General features: G+C 47.4%; 14 protein-coding genes. 7 read left to right on the top strand and 7 right to left on the bottom strand.

The features are described from left to right. Window positions 1-90: 90 nt before the first annotated feature. The 7 genes from H6G07_RS25650 to H6G07_RS25620 all read right to left on the bottom strand — a co-directional run bounded on the left by H6G07_RS25650 (window position 91) and on the right by H6G07_RS25620 (window position 11,242). Entirely contained in the window at window positions 91-990 is a 900-nt protein-coding gene (locus H6G07_RS25650) for a pirin family protein (protein WP_073611266.1), read from the bottom strand. A gap of 156 nt (window positions 991-1,146) precedes the next feature. Further along, window positions 1,147-1,527, bottom strand: a complete 381-nt coding sequence (locus H6G07_RS25645; protein WP_073611253.1) for a helix-turn-helix transcriptional regulator — start codon at window positions 1,525-1,527, stop codon at window positions 1,147-1,149. Window positions 1,528-1,616: 89 nt separating this feature from the next. Continuing rightward, complete coding sequence (locus H6G07_RS25640) at window positions 1,617-2,372, bottom strand: SDR family oxidoreductase (RefSeq protein ID WP_073611252.1); 756 nt, start codon at window positions 2,370-2,372, stop codon at window positions 1,617-1,619. Then, window positions 2,369-2,551 (bottom strand): hypothetical protein, encoded by a 183-nt coding sequence (locus H6G07_RS25635; protein WP_073611251.1) that lies wholly within the window; start codon window positions 2,549-2,551, stop codon window positions 2,369-2,371. Before H6G07_RS25635 ends, H6G07_RS25640 begins: the two co-directional genes overlap by 4 nt. Before the next feature lie 185 nt (window positions 2,552-2,736). Next, window positions 2,737-3,294: a DsbA family protein gene (locus H6G07_RS25630; RefSeq protein ID WP_073611250.1), complete on the bottom strand. Its 558-nt coding sequence runs from the start codon at window positions 3,292-3,294 to the stop codon at window positions 2,737-2,739. A gap of 218 nt (window positions 3,295-3,512) precedes the next feature. Further along, window positions 3,513-4,142, bottom strand: coding sequence for a response regulator (locus H6G07_RS25625; protein WP_073611249.1), 630 nt, complete (start codon window positions 4,140-4,142; stop codon window positions 3,513-3,515). 11 nt (window positions 4,143-4,153) lie between these two features. Next, complete coding sequence (locus H6G07_RS25620) at window positions 4,154-11,242, bottom strand: PAS domain S-box protein (protein WP_073611248.1); 7,089 nt, start codon at window positions 11,240-11,242, stop codon at window positions 4,154-4,156. Between the two features lie 637 nt (window positions 11,243-11,879). Between H6G07_RS25620 and ycaC the strand changes: the two genes are divergently transcribed. The 7 genes from ycaC (at window position 11,880) to H6G07_RS26145 (ending at window position 18,612) form a co-directional block, all read left to right on the top strand. Next, window positions 11,880-12,542: an isochorismate family cysteine hydrolase YcaC gene (gene ycaC, locus H6G07_RS25615; protein WP_073611247.1), complete on the top strand. Its 663-nt coding sequence runs from the start codon at window positions 11,880-11,882 to the stop codon at window positions 12,540-12,542. A 155-nt stretch (window positions 12,543-12,697) separates the two neighbouring features. Then, a complete protein-coding gene (locus H6G07_RS25610) occupies window positions 12,698-13,273 on the top strand; it encodes a putative antibiotic biosynthesis monooxygenase (RefSeq protein WP_073611246.1) in 576 nt (191 codons plus the stop codon). 36 nt (window positions 13,274-13,309) lie between these two features. Beyond that, complete coding sequence (locus H6G07_RS25605) at window positions 13,310-13,585, top strand: UBP-type zinc finger domain-containing protein (protein WP_073611245.1); 276 nt, start codon at window positions 13,310-13,312, stop codon at window positions 13,583-13,585. A gap of 78 nt (window positions 13,586-13,663) precedes the next feature. Further along, on the top strand, window positions 13,664-14,548 hold the full coding sequence (locus H6G07_RS25600) for a DUF5996 family protein (RefSeq protein WP_199312459.1): 885 nt from the start codon (window positions 13,664-13,666) through the stop codon (window positions 14,546-14,548). Window positions 14,549-14,722: 174 nt separating this feature from the next. Further along, window positions 14,723-15,562 (top strand): alpha/beta fold hydrolase, encoded by an 840-nt coding sequence (locus tag H6G07_RS25595; RefSeq protein WP_073611243.1) that lies wholly within the window; start codon window positions 14,723-14,725, stop codon window positions 15,560-15,562. 1,242 nt (window positions 15,563-16,804) lie between these two features. Further along, window positions 16,805-17,587 (top strand): PD40 domain-containing protein, encoded by a 783-nt coding sequence (locus H6G07_RS26150; RefSeq protein ID WP_199312457.1) that lies wholly within the window; start codon window positions 16,805-16,807, stop codon window positions 17,585-17,587. Next, entirely contained in the window at window positions 17,581-18,612 is a 1,032-nt protein-coding gene (locus H6G07_RS26145) for an alpha/beta hydrolase family protein (protein WP_199312455.1), read from the top strand. Before H6G07_RS26150 ends, H6G07_RS26145 begins: the two co-directional genes overlap by 7 nt. The last annotated feature ends 228 nt before the right edge of the window (window positions 18,613-18,840 follow it).

The raw sequence follows: 18,840 nt of genomic DNA, 5'->3' as shown, positions 1-18,840 counted from the left end.
AATGAAATAGACTTAATCCAACACAGTAAAAAGCTTTGGTGTACGAGTTAAGCTGCTGTTCTCTCGCTCAGCAAAAACGCCTAACTGCCGTCAACTCAGAGGGGTCACGCTACTATCGTGATCTGAATGATCAGGGAGCGGAATGAATTCAGTTTCACCGGGAACCGCTGGGAAGCGGCGGTCTTGCCAATCTCGTTTTGCCTGCTCGATACGCGCTGAGCGGCTCGACACAAAGTTCCAGTACTTTGTGCGATCGCCCACTGGTGCCCCGCCGATAATCATTGCTTTTGCCTCAGCCCCCGCACTGATATTGACTGATTCATCCGGCGCTAAAACGGCTAAACGATATGGCTCTAACGGCTTTCCATTTACGAATAGGCCGGATGTGACGCTATAAACGGCCCTTTCTAAACCTTCCATTGGCGCTAACTGAAATTGACTACCTTCTGTGAAAGCGAGCGCCAGGTAAAGAGTAGCAGAGTAGGTTTTAACGGGTGATTGGTGAGACTGGTAGCTACCGGCGATCAAGGTCGCGCTGGTGCCTGTTTGAACCCACCTCGGTAAATCAGTCGCCGGATAATGTGAAAAGCTAGGTTCAACTTCCTCAGCGGTTTCGGGGAGGGCAATCCAGGTCTGAATGCCGTGAAGAGTAGATTCTTTCTCTCTAAAGCTCTCGGGCGATCGCTCAGAATGAACAATACCTTTGCCCGCTGTCATCCAGTTCACCTCGCCCGGAAAAATCTCTTGTACTGTGCCTAGACTATCTCTATGCAGAAGGCTGCCTTCAAACAAATAGGTAACCGTCGCTAAATTGATGTGTGGATGGGGTCTAACATCGACGCCTTCTCCAGCCGGGAAAATAGCTGGACCTAAGTGATCAAAGAAGATGAAAGGTCCAACCATTTTTAAGGTTTCACTCGGTAAGATGCGCTGTACGCTAAACCCACCTAGGTTGTGCTTTTCAGGCGTGATTAATTGCTGAATACTCATTTTCGTACGATCCATTCTTAGTTGACGCTGTGGACGAAGATACAATCTTAATTCTGTTGCTGCTTCAGATTCTTGCCTAACTTAACTTTAATGTAATAAGTTCCAGGGCTCGAGTTCTTTCAGATTCTTAGGGCAAATTTCCAGATTCCTATGGTGCTAACGAATCTGCTTGGGGGTCTTCCCCGTGGATCGCTTGATGTGCTGCGTCAAATGGCTTTGACTGGAGAAGCCTACTTGTAGGGCAATGTCTGCGATCGCCAAATCTGTTTTGGATAGCATCAACTTTGCCTGTTCCACGCGCTGTTGAATCACGTATTGACGGGGAGAAATTCCCATTGCTTGCTTAAACAAAGTCGCAAAGTAAGTCGGGCTAATACTGATCACTTCTGCAAGCTCAGTCAGTGACAAATCTCGTTCGCGGAGCGTCGGCTCTGCCGAATCAAGGTGAGTACAAATATAGCCGAGTACTTGCTGTAATCGGGTGTGCGTTAGACCTTTGCGCTTAGCTTCAAGGGCTGGCGTTGTAATGGTTAGCATGGTTCAAAGATTGGCAATTTGCTCAACAAAACAGGCAAAAACTGGCCGTTGTGCATTCAAGCACTGCAATATTTTGCAGTGCCGATCGACTACTGCGCTACATACCCACCATCTACCATCAACGTTTCACCTGTTATGAACGATGCCAGGTCAGATGATAAAAACAGAACTGCATTGGCAACTTCAAGTGATGTTCCAACTCGTCCGATCGGGTGGAGTCCTGTTATGTAAGCTTTGACCTCATCCTGCCCACCTGTAGCTGCTTCAAACATATCTGTTTCGATGGCTGCTGGTGCAACGACATTGATGCGAATACCTACTTTGGCATATTGGAGCGCGGCGGCTTTTGTTAAACCTACTACTGCATGTTTACTCGCGGTATAGAGGGGTTGGGTAAGAACTGCAACGACTCCAGCCCCAGATGACGTATTGACGATCGCACCACTTCCCTGTTTCAACATCTGAGCAATTTCATGCTTCATCGACAACCAAACGCCTTTGACATTGACGTTCATAATGCGATCGTATTCAGCTTCCGTTTGCTCAATTAATGAGGGATTTTCGCCGATTATTCCTGCATTGTTAAAGGCAATATCTAACCGACCAAAAACGTCAACCGCTTTATCAACCATTGCTTTAACATCAGCTTCTTTTGTGACATCTGCTTGCACAAAAATCGCCTCTCCACCAATTTTCTGAATCAATTGAACTGTTTCTTCACCTTCATCCATTCGACGGCCCACCACCACCACCTTTGCTTGTTGTTGGGCATAAGCGATCGCCGTTGCACGACCAATTCCCGATGTGCCGCCTGTAACCAATGCCACTTTATCTTGCAATATCATTTTGTTTCTCCTGTTTTAATTTCATCAGTTTGTATCGGGTAAGTTTGTCTCAGCAACTCAGTGACTTCTTGCGCGATCGCAATCAGGGCATGATTAATTGAGGAGTCGCGAAGAGAATCAGTCTGAGGTGTACTTTCATGCCCAAAATCATTCTTACCTTGTATTAGTAAACGCGTCATAGAACTATCCTCAATGAAATACTGATCTGCAATTGACTAAATTAATACAAAGGAATTCAGTTTTTGGCATGCTTCAAAAGCGGCAGCTTTATTCAGTAAAACAGGTAAAATCTAGCCATCAAAATAGATGGCTTACAGCACTTACAGACAAGTCAGAGATGGATTCGGGGCAAAGATCGGGAAACTTAATGACTTGCAGCAATCATGGCTGCCATCAGCTCCGTCGTGTTCCAGTGCGCGATATACCGACTTCCATTGATAAACAGGGCTGGGGCGGTCGTCACTCCGCTCTGTATTCCGCCTTCAATGTCTTCATTGATGCGATCAATATGCACTTGTTTCGGCAAGTCTTTGAGAAATTGAGGAATGTCAAGCCCTAAATCATTGGCGTACTCGACAAGATAACCGTTCTCCAACCTTTGTTGATTGTCAAATAAAGTATCGCTCATTAACCAAAACTGTCCTTGGGCGGCGGCAGCTTCGGCTGCTTGGGCTGCCCGTTGAGAATGGGGATAAATCTGTGTTTGTGGAAAATGACGGAAGATGAAGCATAAAGAATCTTCTCCAAAAGCAGCACTAAGCTCTCGTTTGATCGCTTTAATCAGCTTGTAAACGTTCGCACTTCTAGGGCATTGATAGTCTCCGTACATCACCAGTACTACCTTGGCACTCAGAATACCTTGAATCCAATCTTGAGTTGAAGGTGGTACAAGCAGGGATCTGTGACTACGATCGTCGCTCATCTTTTTACATTTGTATCAAGCATAGAACCGTGCAATTTACTTGCTCGATCCATTTGCATGACTGTTTGCATAAGTTCAATATAGGGGGTCGCCTTCGAGCTGTCGCCTACAGCAAGTTAAATTTTTTACAGTACAAATTGGTAGCGTAACCATGCCATCGAAAAGTAGAAAACTGGCTATAACTTAAGTTAGAATCCGAATTTGATCGAAAGTACATCCTACAAACTGACAATGCCGCGCTTAACGGCAACAATCACAGCTTGGGTGCGATCGCTAACATCTAACTTATTCAAAATCCGGTTGACATGAGATTTAACCGTGCCTTCACCGATACTTAAAGCAGCCGCAATATCAGCATTACTCATCCCCTGAGCTAATGAACGGAGTACCGCCAGTTCTCGTTCACTCAGTTCTGGATTGCTGAGCCGCTGTACCAACTTTGCTCCTACATCGGGCGGAATGTACTTTTGACCCCGATGAACGGTACGAATTGCATTCAGAAGCTCGTCGGGTTCAGTTTCTTTCAACAGGTATCCTTTTGCGCCTGCCTGCAATCCCCGATAGATATCTTCATCGCTATCATACGTGGTCAGTACAATAATCCGAGCCGATTTAGCAGCAGCACAAATTGCACCAATAGCAGCAACTCCTTCCACTTCAGGCATGCGGAGATCCATTAGCGTGATATCCGGGTTATGTTCCTCAAATAGCGCGATCGCCTGCTCCCCATTTTCGGCTTGGGCAATCACCTGCATATCTGGGTCACGGTTAATAATCGTGGCTAATCCTTGCCGAAAAATGGCGTGATCATCCGCAATCAAAACCCGAATGGTCGTGGCTTGGCTCATCGTGATACTACTCAAGGATTAACGGTGACAATAATTTCTGTTCCCTGCCCAGGTTGACTCCGAATCGTGAGTTGTGCACCGATGCGCTCTGCCCGTTCGCTCATGCCGAGTAAACCAAAACCCTCAGCGGACGGTATGCTTCCAACGCCAAAGCCCTGTCCATTGTCTTTCACGCGCAAGCAAAACTGGTCGTCATCATAGACTAGCCGAACTCGAATTTCGTCAGCATTGGCGTGTCTGATTGCATTAGTTAAGGCTTCCTGCCCCATCCGCAGTAGGTTATTCTCGACTTCAGCAGGGAGAGCATACACTGCCCCCTCGATCCCATAGTGCAAAGTAGTATCCATTGCGGCGGCTCTAGTCTGAGCGACAAGACGGTGCAGAGCGCTCTGTAGACTGCCCTCCTCCAAAAGCTGAGGGCGGAGCGCGACAACCGATCGCCGCGCTTCAGTCAGTCCAGTTCGCGCCAATTCTTTGATCAGGTCTAGGTGTGCCTGAGCTGCTTCTAAATCATCCGTTAGTACCTGGTTTGCAGCTCCGACCTGAGCCAGAATACCTGTAAACGACTGAGCGAGTGTGTCGTGAATTTCGCGTGCCATGCGGTTGCGCTCTTCTAAAATTGAGGCTTCTTCTGCTTGCTTTAGCGCCGTAATATCTCGCGACAGCCAAATCACCTGATCGTGGCTGATTGGGGCAATGCGAGCCGAAAACCAGGCTTCTCGTCCATTTAGAAACGCACTGTACTCGACCGTGAGGATTTGTTGGGTTCTCAGCACTTGCTGAATATAACCTAGAAATTCATCAGCTTGTTCCTCTCCAAGTTGATGCATGGTTTGACCAATCATCTCCTCAAAGGGCTGCCATAGCAGATTTGGCTCCAGTACGATTATTTCAAGGAATCGCCCTTCAGCAGACAGTACAAACAGTGGATCAGGAATTGCCTCAATTAGAGTCCGTAGCTTTGTCTCTGAGGCTTGTAGGGCTTCTTCTGCTTGCTTGCGATCATCGATATCCGTAAAAACTCCCAACGCTCGGATGGGTTCACCGGATTCATTCCAGGTAACAATTTTGCCAACATCAAAAATCCATTTCCACTGACCATCCTGGGTACGACGGCGATACTCTACTTGAAAGTTAGGGACTTCTTCAGTAAGACTAGCATGGTAAGCTGCAATCACTGATTCTCTGTCGTCAGGATGCAAACTCTCAATCCACTTAGATGTGGTCACATGATATGTTTCTGGATCGTAGCCCAGCATTAAAGCGTATCCTGGGTTGACCACGATTTCTTCAGTTTTGATATTGAGATCGTAGAGTCCTTGATTTGAAGCGGTTAATGCTAGGCGCAGTCGTTCTTCACTCGTTTGTAGGGCGGCTTCTGCTTGCTTACGATCGGTAATATCCGCAATCACCCCTTCAATGTAGTCATCGTCTGCATTCAGATAAGCAGAGAAAAGTCCCCAAAACACTGTCCCATCTCGTTTTCGCCCCTGTGCTTCATAGCTTCGCACTTCCCGATCCCGCTTCAGCACCTCAAGGAATTGTTGGCGATCGCTGGGATTTACATAGTAGTCTGTGGCGTGTTCAAGCCCAATCATCTCCTCTGATGAATCAAAGCCAAGCAGATTGGCATAGCATTGATTGGCATCGAGAAGTAATCCATCCGAGAGTCGGGTGCGGAAGATGCCAACCTGCGAGTTTTCAAAGATCGTTCTGAACTTAGCTTCACTGCGTTGTAATGCCTCTTCTGCTTGTCTACGCTGGGTGGTGTCATTGCCCACCGATAAGATTTCAACGACCTCTCCCTGTTCGTTGAAGATGACTTGATTCGACCAGGCAATCCAAACCCGTCTACCGTCTCGACAAAGGTTCTCATTCTCGGTTTGCAGGTAAGCTTGAGGCAAGGAATCTTCAAGATTGTGAAACAGATTATGAACAAACTGCTTAAGATCGCGTCCAGATATTTCGGTTTCTGGAACGATTGTTTCCAGTAGAGTACGCCCTAAAATCTGATCTTCCTCATAACCAAAAAAGCCCAGTCCATAGTCATTCATGTATCGAATTCGTCCTTGCCTATCCGTGCGAAGGATGATTGAATTCGCAGTCTGAATCAGGTTACGGTAATTGGACTCACTTTGTCGTAACGCAGCAGTTCGTTCTGCGACCTGTTGCTCTAAAGTGCAGTTGTAGTCGGCTAGGAGTTTCTCGGCCTGTTTGCGCTCTGTAATGTCCTGAAAGGTAGCGATCGCATAAGTGATATTGCCTTGTTGATCAAAAACTGGTGTTCCCCGTGCCTCAATTAGAATTGAGACATGATCTCGACGAATTTCTATATCTTCAGTCTTGATGCGTTCGCCCCTTAATGCCCGCACAATAGGCAAGCTCTCCGCTGGATAGATTTGATCTGTTCCCGCTACATAAAGCTGATAAGCCTCTGAGATCTGCTCCGTTGCTATGGAAGTATCAGTTTCTTTGCCTATGAGTTGATTACCGCATTGGTTGGTATAGTAAGGGCAACCCGTCGCATCCACAATCCCAATTCCCACCGGAATCGCTTCGAGGAACTGAGTGATCTTGCTTTCCTTGGCTTGCAGTTCTGAGTAAAGGTTGGCATTTTGGATGGCGATCGCAGCTTGAGTCGATAATAGCTGCAAAACCTGCGATCGCTCTGGCGTAAATACTCCAGCTGCTAACCGATTTTCTAAATACAATACACCGACCAGCTTGGCTTGATTTAGCAGCGGCAAACAGAAAATAGATTGAGGCTGGTTCTGTTGAATGTATGGCTCATTAATAAACGCACCTTCACAAGTCGCATCATTTAAGGTGACAGGCTCCAGAGTCCGAATCACATATTGAATGACTGATTCTGGCAGTTGATCGGCAATTGGAATAGACTGTAGCACCTGAGTCGCACAAGCATTTTCATCGGCATTGAGTTCACAAGCCGCTTCAATCGACCATTCTCCTGAGTTTTCCAAAATCAGATATCCGGTTTGTGCGCCAGCATTCTCAATTACAGTTTGCATCAGCGATCGCAGCAATTGCTTCAGTTCAATTTCACGAGAAATCGCCTGTGAAGCTTTCATCACTGCTGCTAAATCGAGAGCGGCATGACAGGGATTATTGTTGGTTTCAGCAGTAATGGGAATTAATGTGGAAGCGGCTCTAGACGATTGAGAAAAGAACTGCGGATAGCGTTTCTCTAGGTCTTTGACTTTAGCGGTTGCGCCCCAGCGATCGTAGCAATAGTGCGCTTCTTTCATGTAGGTCTGAGCAAACTTTTCCCGACCTCTCGCCAGATAATGTTTAGCCGCTAATTCATAAGCTAATGCTTCTTCCTGGATATACTCATTTTCGGCAGCACCTGCGATCGCTCGTTCATAAAACTCTTCAGCCTCGAGAAATTGCCCTAAGACTCGCGCCTTTTCTGCCTCGACTAGATAAAATTTATGTAGATAATTCATTGGGGCATGTTCTGCCCATTTCTGCATCTTTTTTTGGTTAGCGTTAACAGAGTTTAACCAAGCTGATTTTTCAGAGTTTGAAGCCTCAAGCGATAAGCTCAAAAGCGCCAGAGAATGATAGAAGCAGAATACAGGTAAAATCGTTATTGCTGTCACTTCCTCAAAATGTTGCCTTGCTAAAATAGCAATTTGTACTGCTTGATGATATTCACCAAATAGATAACATAATATAATTTTGTATAAATGGAGTAATTTAATTGCACTTCCATCTTTAACTGCAATAGCGTGTGGTAACGCCTGCTCTTCATTACACACCCGACCAACTAAGCGGCTAGGATTTTCAGACTTATCTAATAAATTAAGAATGGTCTGCCACAATATTGCAAGCCAATTCGAGGGGCTTTCCCGTCTGATCTGATTGATCGCTTTGCTGTAAGTTGCTGTTTTTTGTTCTAGCTGGGTAAGTTTCTCCCCAGCAAAAAATGAGTTATGGCACACGAAATATGCAGTATAACCAGCAGATTCAAAGTCTCCGGTTTCCACCGCATTTTGATAAGCATCATCCAGAAATATTATTGTTCTCCTAAGATGCATCTTCCAATGCAGGATATGGAAACTCGAAAACATTAATGTTTTCGAGTTTCCTTTTTTGCTATGCAATCGTTCTACTAAGCTGAGAGCCAGTTGTCCAAATTTATAACCGAGTTCAATGTCTTGAACAACTCCACATAGAACAGATCCGTAAGCAACATAACTATGTGGTGACCAGGTAGCATTACCGTAGTTAATTGACAGATTTACCCTCTTACATACAATCAGTATCCACAGTTCTGGTAACGTTATAAATACAGCAGACCCCATATTCGCTAGGATTGACAGAGCTGCCAGTGCTTCTGGTGCAGTCATCTCTGGTAAGTTAATCAAGTCTTCGATTTCTCGTTCAGCAAGTAGTGCAGACGTTGACTCTAACTCCCTTTGAATATCTGTCTGGCTTGGATGTTCTATCAAATCTAGTCCCAAAAGCTTTAACGCTTCCAACCCAGTTTTTAGTACTTCTTTTAGGTTGCCCTGTGACAAATATCCTTGAATTCTGCTATCGTAAACCTGTACTTTGTCAACCACTGTCTTAGCGCGGTCGAGTACCACTTCTATCAACTGTTCCATCTCATCAAAGTGACCCTGGAGATACGCCGCTTCTGCTGCTTCTGAATACAGCGCCAAGGTCAGGTCATACTCATCCTGCCAACTCTCTGAATTGAGGAGTTTAAGTCCTGTAGTGAAATACTTGAAAGCTGCTTCATAAGCCGTTGATGCCTTTACTTTCTGGCCTGCCATTAAATTCAATCTGGCAATTTCAGTTCGTTCTGATCGAGCAGTGACTAGCTCAAGTCCTTGATTGAAATGATCGATGATTTCAAACAACCGATTGGATCGTTGCTCTGGTGAAGTTTTCTCGAGAAAATCGCGACCGATTTGGAGATGAACAGCTTGTTTCTGCGATTCATCAATCAAAGCATAAGCCGCTTGCTGTACGCGATCGTGCAGAAACCTATAGTCTTGAACCAACAAATCTTCGTCCAATTCAGACAGGAGTTGAATTAATCCCGCTTGTATTGCTGCTAGTAGATTCTGGAAAATTGCTTTCGGTGATTTCTCACAAACGATCGCCAACGTTTCTAAATCAAACTCAGATCCAATGCAAGCGGCAATGGAGAGAACCTGCTGTGTTGCTTCCGGCAATTTCTGCAACTGACGCAGCAGCAACTCTACCACATTAGCGGTGATATCTTGAGCTTCAATCTCAGCTAGGTTCCACTGCCAACTCAACTGTTGGGCATCAAAGGTTAACAGGTTTTCGCTATGCAGCAGCTTCAAAAATTCGCCAACAAAGAAAGGGTTGCCCTCGGTTTTACACAACACGACTTGGGCTAAGGAACGAACGGTATCAGGATTGCGATGTAATGTCTCAGCCACCAGTTGAGTCAACGGTTCCAGGGTTAAGGGAGCCAGGGTAATTTCCTGAAGTACTGCTCCCTGGTTTCGCAAGCGCTCTAGCGTTAAGACCAACGGATGCGTTGGAGTCAGTTCGTTATCTCGGTAGGCTCCGATCAAAAACAGATACTGGATTTGCTCATCAAGTAAGATGAATTTGATGAACTTCAACGTCGCAGAATCGATCCACTGTAGATCGTCTAAGAAAATGACTAGGGGATGCTCTTTTGCACAAAATGCCCGCACAAATCTTTGAAACGTGAGATTGAAGCGATTCTGTGCTTCTGTTGCTCCAACTTCGGGCACAGGTGGCTGCTTGCCAATAATGAACTCAACTTCGGGGATGACATTTATGATAATTTGTCCGTTGCTGCCCAGAGCAGTGAGCAGGCGCGATCGCCACACTTCCACCTGCCCATCCGGTTCGCTCAAGAGTTGCTGCACTAACTTTTGCAGGGCATTCACAATGGCGCTGTAGGGAATGTTGCGCCCAAATTGGTCAAATTTGCCAAAGATAAAATAGCCTTGGTTTGCTGTGATCGGTTTATGGAGTTCCTGCACCAATGCCGTTTTGCCGATGCCAGCATAACCGGAGACCAGCATCATTTCGCGATGCGAGGGCAGGGTAACTTCTTCTTCTGCTCCCCCACTTTTCCATTCCTCTACTCCCTCACTCCCTGCCACTCTGTCGAACGCCATTAATAATGCTTCAATCTCTGCTTCTCGCCCATACAGTTTTTGAGGAATGCAAAACTGTTCAGAAATGTCTTGCAGTCCCAAGGATATGGCGTTAATCTGACCCACTTCTGCCAGTTGCTGGGCACAGCGTTCTAAATCTGCCTTAATGCCCCAAGCACTTTGATAGCGATCTTCCGCATTCTTTGCCATCAGTTTCAAAATAAGATCTGAAACAGGTTGGGGAATCGTCGCGTTCAATTCATGCGGGGGAGTCGGCGGTCTGGCAATGTGGCAGTGGACTAGCTCTAGAAGATCTGTAGTGGGAAACGGTAATTGTCCCGTCAACAGTTCGTAGAAGGTTACGCCCAGTGAATAAAAGTCGGTGCGATAGTCGAGCATCCGGTTCATTCGTCCGGTTTGCTCTGGCGACAGGTATGCGGGGGTTCCTTCTAGAAGATGGAGACTTTTGAATGTGGGATTGGTGCGGCTGAAGCGAGTGGCGTTGCCAAAATCAATGATTTTGACAACGCCAGTCCTCGAATTAAAGACAATGTTGCCAGGATTAATGTCTTTATGGATGACATGAGCCGCATGGATTTTGCCTAGAGTATCGGCAATGGCGATCGCCATATTCAAAAAAACCGACAGCGGCATGGGAGAGAAGTCTAATTGTTGCCGCATCCAGCATTCTAGAGACTCTCCACCAAAGTCTTCCAAAAGAATAACCAGCGTGCGCTGGTAGTCTTGCTGGCTGTATGCCCTGACTACGCCTTCAATATTGAGAAAACGAGTAATTTCATACTCCTGCCGATAGCGAGTTAAGTCCTGAGGAGAGGGATAGTCCTGTTTGAGAACTTTGGCAATCACTGCACAGTTATCTTGCTCTCTGATGCCCCTATACACTAAAGAAGCTAAGCTCTCATAAATTTTGCTGTGGATAGTAATTCCAGGCAGGGTAATCATTGAGTGCTCCCCGATGAAGGACTGTCATCCGTTTCCCAAAGTATATCGCTTGCCAAAGGGGTGGGACATCGCTACCGGATTTTGCATTCAGACGTTGATTGTTGATCGGTTGTATGAATGTACTTTCGATCAAGTTCGGATTCTAACTTAAGTTAGAGCCAGCCTTCTACTCCACGATGGCATGGTCACTCTATCAATTTGCACTGTAAAAAATTTAACTTGCTATAGGCGACAGCTTCAAGACAACCCCCTATATTGAATTTGTGCAAGTAGTCATGCACATGGATCGAGCAAGTAAATTGCACGGTTCCATGCTTGAAGGCATGAATATTCAAGGTGCAACTGGATTAACGCACGCTCAAGCAGCGACGTTGAAAGCATTAGGAGCGATCGCACAGTGACGCGAATGTCCTTTGGGCACGCAACGCGAATGCCTTAACTCCGTGCCTAACTCGCGGATTTTAAGTGGCGAAATTTAGAGTTGTCTTGCAGACTCAGTTCATGGCGCGATCGCTTACATCATCAACCCTTGAGGGCAAACAGACGTTTCACTTAAAAGCACAAGCAGAGATGTTTAGCTTTTGATTTCATTCTTCAGTTCCTCATTCACCAATCGCTCAAATAGGAGAATTACCTAATGTCTACATTCAAGTACAATCGTCTAGACAAGAATAATGCTGCGGTTTTACTGGTGGATCACCAAACTGGACTATTCTCGCTTGTGCGTGATATTGGTGCTGCCGACTTCAAAAATAATGTGCTAGCGCTAGCAAGTATAGCCAAGTTTTTCAACCTGCCTACTGTTTTGACCACTAGCTTTGAGGACGGTCCCAATGGAGTCATTCTGCCGGAACTGAAGGAGAAGTTTCCTGATGCTCCCTTCATTCCGCGCCCCGGACAGATCAACGCTTGGGATAATGAGGAGTTTGTTAAAGCCGTAGAAGCAACTGGTAAGAAGCAATTGATTATTGCCGGAATTGTCACGGATGTCTGCGTCACTTTTTGCGCGCTTTCAGCATTGGAGGCAGGATATGACGTTTTTGTGGTTACTGATGCCTCTGGCACCTTTGATAAAGCCTGTCGCGATGCAGCTTGGGATCGGATGTCTCGTGCTGGCGCTCAGTTGGTCAATTGGTTTAGCGTTGTGGGTGAATTGCACCGTGATTGGCGTAACGATATTGAAGGGCTAGGTAATCTCCTTGCAGAGTTTGTTCCTGACTACAAAAACCTAATGACGAGCTATGCAACAACATCAAATGCTGGCTCTGCCAATCGCGAACGCCTCATGACTCGTGTATAACTGAGTGGATGTTGTCATTGCTCAGTGATCCAGTTTATTTGCGGCATTGCAGCAGCACTGGATGATTTTGTGCATAGAATAGGGGCGATCGCTGGCGATCGCTCATTAGCCATCATTACTTCCTTGCAGCTAGAGTTTTTTTGAGGTCATGTCCAATGCTAGGCCCACTGGTAGCCGGTACAGATGAAGAAACTCACCAGGTGACAGCTATCATTTCTCACCTCATTCGGTCTGGGCGTGAGCAAGGATATGAGGAGTGGTTACACGGGATTGCAACGGCTGCCCATCAATTTAAGGGACATTTAGGGGTCAATGTGATTCGCCCCTGTAACCCCGCTCATCCTGAATATGTGGCAATCGTCAGATTTGATCATTACAACAACCTCAAAACTTGGCTGGAATCCAGCGTGCGGCAAGAATGGTTGGAGCGGTTACAACCCTTGATTGAAAAGCCTGAAACCATTCAAACTCTAACGGGTTTAGAAACCTGGTTTACGCTTCCCAACAAACCTATAAAGGCTCCACCTCCGCGCTACAAAATGGCGATCGTGACATGGCTGGCAGTGTTTTTTACGATATCTATTCTCAATCACTTGCTAGTACCGCTCCTAGCTGGGCTTCCGGTATTGCTTAGAACGTTGTTAGTTACAGGTCTAACGGTTGCCCTGCTGACCTACGTGATTATGCCGCGCCTCACTCAACTCTTTCGCAAATGGCTGTATCCCACTTGATCGAGTCCATATCTTGCCCATTCACAGGAATCTTTCATGTCTTGTCAACACCTGAACGAACTGACGCTAGAGACTATGATTTCAAAAGCCAATTACCCGGTATTCCGCTGTGAGGAATGCCTGCGAGTTGGCGATCGCTGGGTACATTTAAGAATTTGTCAAACCTGCGGCACAATGCTGTGCTGTGACTCATCCAAAAATCAGCACGCTCGCCGCCATTATGAAGAGAGCGGACACGCGGTGATCAGTTCAGCCGAATTGGGAGAACAATGGCTATGGTGTTTTGCTGACGAGCAACAGAAGAACTATTGATCACGCCCCCTTTTCTACTCGCGAGGAAACCATATGTCAAATCAGCCTGTCCCAATAGATATTTGGCCGAGTTTACCCTTGGACGCATGGCAAGAGACTTACACCACCTTGCACATGTGGACGCAAATCATCGGCAAAATCCGATTAGCTCAAACTCCGTGGATTAATCATTCTTGGCATATTCCCCTCTATTTAACCGTTCGGGGACTGACAACTTCCACGATTCCCTATGGTAGCCGGATCTTTCAAATTGACTTCGATTTCATTGATCATGAGCTGCTGATTCAAACCAGCGAAGGGGCAAGACGGGCGATCGCCCTCTACCCTCGCTCTGTTGCTGATTTTTATCAGACTGTGATGGAAACTCTGAGAGAATTAGATCTTCACATCACCATTAACACCAAGCCAAACGAAGTTCCAGAGCCGATTCAATTTGAGCAGGATGAAACCCATGCCGCCTATGATGCGGATTATGCCAATCGATGCTGGCGAGTGCTGCTACAGTCCGATCGCGTCTTTCGAGAATTTCGTTCACATTTTTCCGGCAAGGTGAGTCCGGTTCATTTTTTCTGGGGGAGTTTTGATTTAGCCGTGACTCGCTTTTCGGGGCGATCGGCTCCGGAGCATCCGGGAGGAGTGCCGAATTTGCCGGATGTAGTGGCAAAGGAAGCCTATTCTCAGGAAGTCAGCAGTGCCGGATTTTGGCCCGGAGCCGGATTATCTTACCCAGCATTTTATTCCTATGCGTACCCAGAACCCGATGGGTTTAAGCAAGCTGAGGTTCGTCCCGATGCTGCATTTTACAGTAAAGAGTTAGGTGAATTTATCTTGCCCTATGACGCTGTCCGCGAGGCAGAATCACCCGATCAGATGTTGTTAGAGTTCTTGCAAAGCACCTACGAAGCTGCTGCCAGGTTAGGCAACTGGAATCAAAGGGAACTCAAACAGTTGACGTTTAAGTAGCAACTGCATTCCTAAATTCGCGTTTAACTCTCGACACCTTCCTCAGTGCCGAACACTTTGCCTGGAAGAGTACAGAAGATGCGATCGCGAATTATATCCATCGTTTTATGACCACTCACGTTGCGTAATCAAAGGCTAACTGACGAAATCACCCAACACAAAGGAAGCCACACCATGAAGAGGTTCGCGCTCAAGCATGGCATCCGACTATTTCTCATCGTCGCACTCTTTTTAAGTACCACGATCATCACATCTTTAGGAGCTATTATGAATCCTGCTAGCGCTCAAGACAGTAAACCGACCATCGTCCTGGTTCACGGTGCATTTGCCGAGTCTTCCAGTTGGAATGGTGTATTGAACCAGCTCATTCCCAAGGGATACCCAACGCTTGCTGTCGCCAATCCCCTGCGCGGAGTCAAAAGCGATGCCGATTATGTCGCCAGCGTTCTCCAGGGTATTGAAGGTTCCATTGTGCTCGTAGGTCACTCCTACGGGGGTGCAGTGATTACGAATGCGGTCAAGGACAACGAAAACGTGAAGGCGTTGGTTTACGTTGCGGCTTTTGCTCCTGATGCGGGCGAAACTGCGGTTGAACTTTCAGGGCGCTATCCAGGCAGCACCCTGGGGCCGACCCTCGCGCCCCCAGTCGAACTACCTGATGGCGGCAAAGACCTTTACATCCAACAAGACAGGTTCCACGCGCAGTTTGCCGCAGATGTGCCCGCCAACGACGCGCAGTTGATGGCGAGCACCCAACGTCCAATTACGGAAGCTGCATTGAACGAAGCCTCTGGTGTACCCGCATGGAAGTCTGTCCCGTCCTGGTTTATTTATGGCGATCGCGATCTCAATATCCCAGCCGCCGCCCTATCATTTATGGCAGAGCGAGCTAATTCTAATGAGACAGTCGTCGTCAATGGCGCGTCCCATGTCGTGATGGTTTCCCATCCAGATGCCGTCGCCGCAGTGATTGAACATGCGGCGATCGCTCAGAGGGCGTTTGAAAAGGTGTAGGGGTATAGCAAATTAGGCCAAGCGCCTGAGCATGATGCGGATCATGGCGATTTGGAGCATGGCTTCGGCATGTTCAGGCAGCTGTTCATAATCCTGAGCTAGGCGACAGAACCATCGCCACCAGCCAAAGCACCATCTCTGCACCACCAATAACCAAATATGTGGCTGGTCGCTCCCCCAAAGTAAACCACCAGATTTATTCCTAGCACGACTAATAGCGCTCAATTATAGCGGGGCATCTCAATTGTCGTTTCAAAGTACAGACATTGACCACAAAACGTATTGTGGTATACTAAAAATGTTTACCTGAATTAAGCGCTAAGCCTGTTAGGAAAATGAATGCTGACGTTCACCGACACTTAAAATCTGCTCAAAAAGCAGTTGCAAATTCAAGCTTTGATTACTTTGCCGCTCGGCACTGGGAAAGAACAGTCAAGCAGAAGTTGCTGTAATCGCCTCGCTGTGGCAGCACTGTGCGACTTGAATCCCCACCAAGTTTTTGCTTTAAACTACCAGCCGCTTTAGATCCTAATTGAAAGACAAAGGGTGGTCACTTCAGTTTTTCAACCTGAAGATGATTGTCCTGCTAATTTCTATTGTGAATTTATTCAGGGCGGATTCGTAATCCATTCATTGGATTCGGAAAGTTGCATGGAATACCCGTGCAACTTCAGTTTCATGCGATCAAAATTCTTCTTTTTGTCACTGCGTCAACTCTTTCTGTTACTGAGTTAATAACCACTGACATCACGGCTTATTTGCTTTGCGCTGGAAGGCTCAACAAGAGAACTCTCCAGAATGCGTTTACTGCCATGAAATATTTCTCCACAGTTGATTCCTGATTTCATCCTTCAAGTGGCCTCAAAAACCTTTCGTTATTCATTAGTTATCATGGTGCTTACTCCACTTTTAGCCTCACTCTCGATCGCCTGTTTTGCGCTGTGTCTCAGGAATATGGCACGGGAAGAGATGGTTAGAATATTTGCTGCGATCGTATCGTTTCTAAGTTTGTTCGCAGGTCTTACGTTAGCTCCCTGGTTTATTCAAGCATTACTTCTGATTGTTATCTTGATGTCTTGGCGTAATCCAGTAGTTCGCTAAAGCGGCACTGGTCAGTTGGCGGATCTACACTGGCAAACCCTTGACCGCATGAATACTTGCGGCAGTGGTGCCACGGGCCAAGATTGAAATTGAGGCTGATCAGCTCAAAAATAGAGAAGTAGGCAAATCAGAAACGAACCGATGAACACCCCAAAAACCTATTCAATCGAAGATTTTCTGGGCACGACCAATTACGCAGGGGCCTCGTTTTCACCCGACAATACGACTGTGCTCGTCAGTAGCGATGCTTCGGGAATCTATAACGCCTACACCATTCGCATCAGCGACGGTACGATTGCTCCCCTGACTCACTCCACCACTGATTCCATTTTTGCTATCGCTTACTTCCCTCAGGACGAGCGCTTCCTGTATGAGAGTGATCAAGGCGGTAACGAACTCAGCCACCTCTACGTTCAGTCGCCTGATGGCACTGTCACCGACCTGACCCCAGGGGATGAGGTCAAGGCCATATTTCTGGGATGGGCACAGGATGATCAATCGTTTTTTGTGGGCACCAACGAGCGCGATCGCCGCTTTTTCGATGCCTACGAGTACCAGGTCGAGTCATACCAACGGCAGCTAATTTACGAAAACAAGGAAGGTCTTAACTTCAGGGCCATCACTCCTGATCGCCGCACCATTGCCCTGAGCAAAACCGAGACCAACGCTGACAGCGACATTTATCTATGCGATCGTCAGACCAACCAACTCGCCAAAATCACCGCCCACAACGGCGACATCAACCACTACCCCTCGGGGTTCAGTCCCGATGGTCAGTTCCTCTATTACCTCACCGATAAAGACAGCGAGTTTTTGTACCTGGTGCGCTACGAGCTAGCGACCAAAAGCCATGAGACACTCCTGTCTGCTGATTGGGATATCACCAGCGCTGCCCTATCTAAGCAGGGAAATATCTGGTGCTGAGCATCAACAACGATGCCAAGACCGAGTTGCGCCTCTATGACACCGCCACCCTTACCCCCATCGACCTGCCCCAACCGCCTGACACCGAGATCAGCGCCGTCAAAATCGCCGCCACCGAAGACCGGCTGGCGTTTTATGCGAGCAGCAGCAAAATGCCCCGCGACCTCTTTGTCTACCATTTCTCAGAAGATGAACCCATCCGGCTCACCCGCTCCCTGAACCCTAACATCGATCCTGAGGATCTAGTAGAGGGCACGGTGGTACGTTTTGCCTCCTACGATGACCTGGCAATTCCTGGCATTCTCTACAGGCCCCTGCAAGCCAGCGAACAGGCCCAGGTGCCCGCCCTGGTGTGGGTTCATGGTGGGCCGGGGGGGCAAAGCCGGGTCGGCTATTCAGCCCTGATTCAATATCTGGTCAATCACGGGTATGCCATTTACGCTATCAACAATCGTGGTAGCTCCGGCTATGGCAAAACCTTCTATCACCTAGATGACCGCAAACATGGTGATGCCGACCTGGGGGATGTGGTGGCAAGCAAACGAATGCTGATTGAGACAGGTTATATCGATCCTCAGCGGATTGGCATCATGGGTGGCAGCTATGGTGGCTACATGGTGCTGGCCGCTCTGGCCTTCCGGCCCGATGCCTTCGATGTGGGGGTTGATATTTTTGGCGTTTCCAATTGGGTGCGCACCCTGCAGAGCATTCCTCCCTGGTGGGAGTCTTACCGTAAGGCCCTGGAACAGGAAATGGGTGACTTTGAGGATGAGGAATTCTTGAGAGCCAAGTCGCCCATGTTCCACACGGAGCACATTATCAAACCCCTGATGGTGCTACAGGGTGCCAACGACCCCCGAGTGCTGAAGGTAGAATCTGACGAGATTGTAGAGGCCGTGAGAGCCAGGAACATCCCGGTAGACTATGTGGTATTTGAGGACGAAGGCCACGGGTTCGTCAAGAAGGAAAATCAGATTCGCGGGTACAAGGCCATTCTTGATTTTGTAGAAACCCATCTCAAGTGAGACGGTGCCCATGGGCGACGCTAGGGCGCATCTAGAGATTGAAGGACTACCGACCAAAGCTAGCAATCCCCCTAAATCCCCCTACCCTGCGGGAAGCCACAAGCGTCTATAAAAAGGGGGACTTTGACACGACTTGGAAGGTTAGCCTGAAGGGCTACTTCGGGGCAGAGTTATCGAGTCTAAGCAGGCATCAGCACCTCCAGGACCTCAGCCACAGATTGCCCCTGG

Source organism: Phormidium tenue FACHB-1052, assembly GCF_014696675.1.
GTDB classification, from domain to species: domain Bacteria; phylum Cyanobacteriota; class Cyanobacteriia; order Phormidesmidales; family Phormidesmidaceae; genus Nodosilinea; species Nodosilinea tenuis_A.
The sequence above is the reverse complement of the archived record's forward strand: the minus strand, read 5'-3'. Positions and strand labels throughout refer to the sequence as shown.

What these genes read in the sequence shown, in the direction of transcription:
- H6G07_RS25610 (WP_073611246.1), top strand. Translation starts at nt 12,698, where the DNA reads ATGCTAGGCCCACTGGTAGCCGGTACAGATGAAGAAACTCACCAGGTG.
- H6G07_RS25630 (WP_073611250.1), bottom strand. Translation starts at nt 3,294, where the DNA reads ATGAGCGACGATCGTAGTCACAGATCCCTGCTTGTACCACCTTCAACT.
- H6G07_RS25650 (WP_073611266.1), bottom strand. Translation starts at nt 990, where the DNA reads ATGAGTATTCAGCAATTAATCACGCCTGAAAAGCACAACCTAGGTGGG.
- H6G07_RS25605 (WP_073611245.1), top strand. Translation starts at nt 13,310, where the DNA reads ATGTCTTGTCAACACCTGAACGAACTGACGCTAGAGACTATGATTTCA.
- H6G07_RS25595 (WP_073611243.1), top strand. Translation starts at nt 14,723, where the DNA reads ATGAAGAGGTTCGCGCTCAAGCATGGCATCCGACTATTTCTCATCGTC.
- H6G07_RS25645 (WP_073611253.1), bottom strand. Translation starts at nt 1,527, where the DNA reads ATGCTAACCATTACAACGCCAGCCCTTGAAGCTAAGCGCAAAGGTCTA.
- H6G07_RS25625 (WP_073611249.1), bottom strand. Translation starts at nt 4,142, where the DNA reads ATGAGCCAAGCCACGACCATTCGGGTTTTGATTGCGGATGATCACGCC.
- H6G07_RS25620 (WP_073611248.1), bottom strand. Translation starts at nt 11,242, where the DNA reads ATGATTACCCTGCCTGGAATTACTATCCACAGCAAAATTTATGAGAGC.
- H6G07_RS25635 (WP_073611251.1), bottom strand. Translation starts at nt 2,551, where the DNA reads ATGACGCGTTTACTAATACAAGGTAAGAATGATTTTGGGCATGAAAGT.
- H6G07_RS25640 (WP_073611252.1), bottom strand. Translation starts at nt 2,372, where the DNA reads ATGATATTGCAAGATAAAGTGGCATTGGTTACAGGCGGCACATCGGGA.
- ycaC (WP_073611247.1), top strand. Translation starts at nt 11,880, where the DNA reads ATGTCTACATTCAAGTACAATCGTCTAGACAAGAATAATGCTGCGGTT.
- H6G07_RS26150 (WP_199312457.1), top strand. Translation starts at nt 16,805, where the DNA reads ATGAACACCCCAAAAACCTATTCAATCGAAGATTTTCTGGGCACGACC.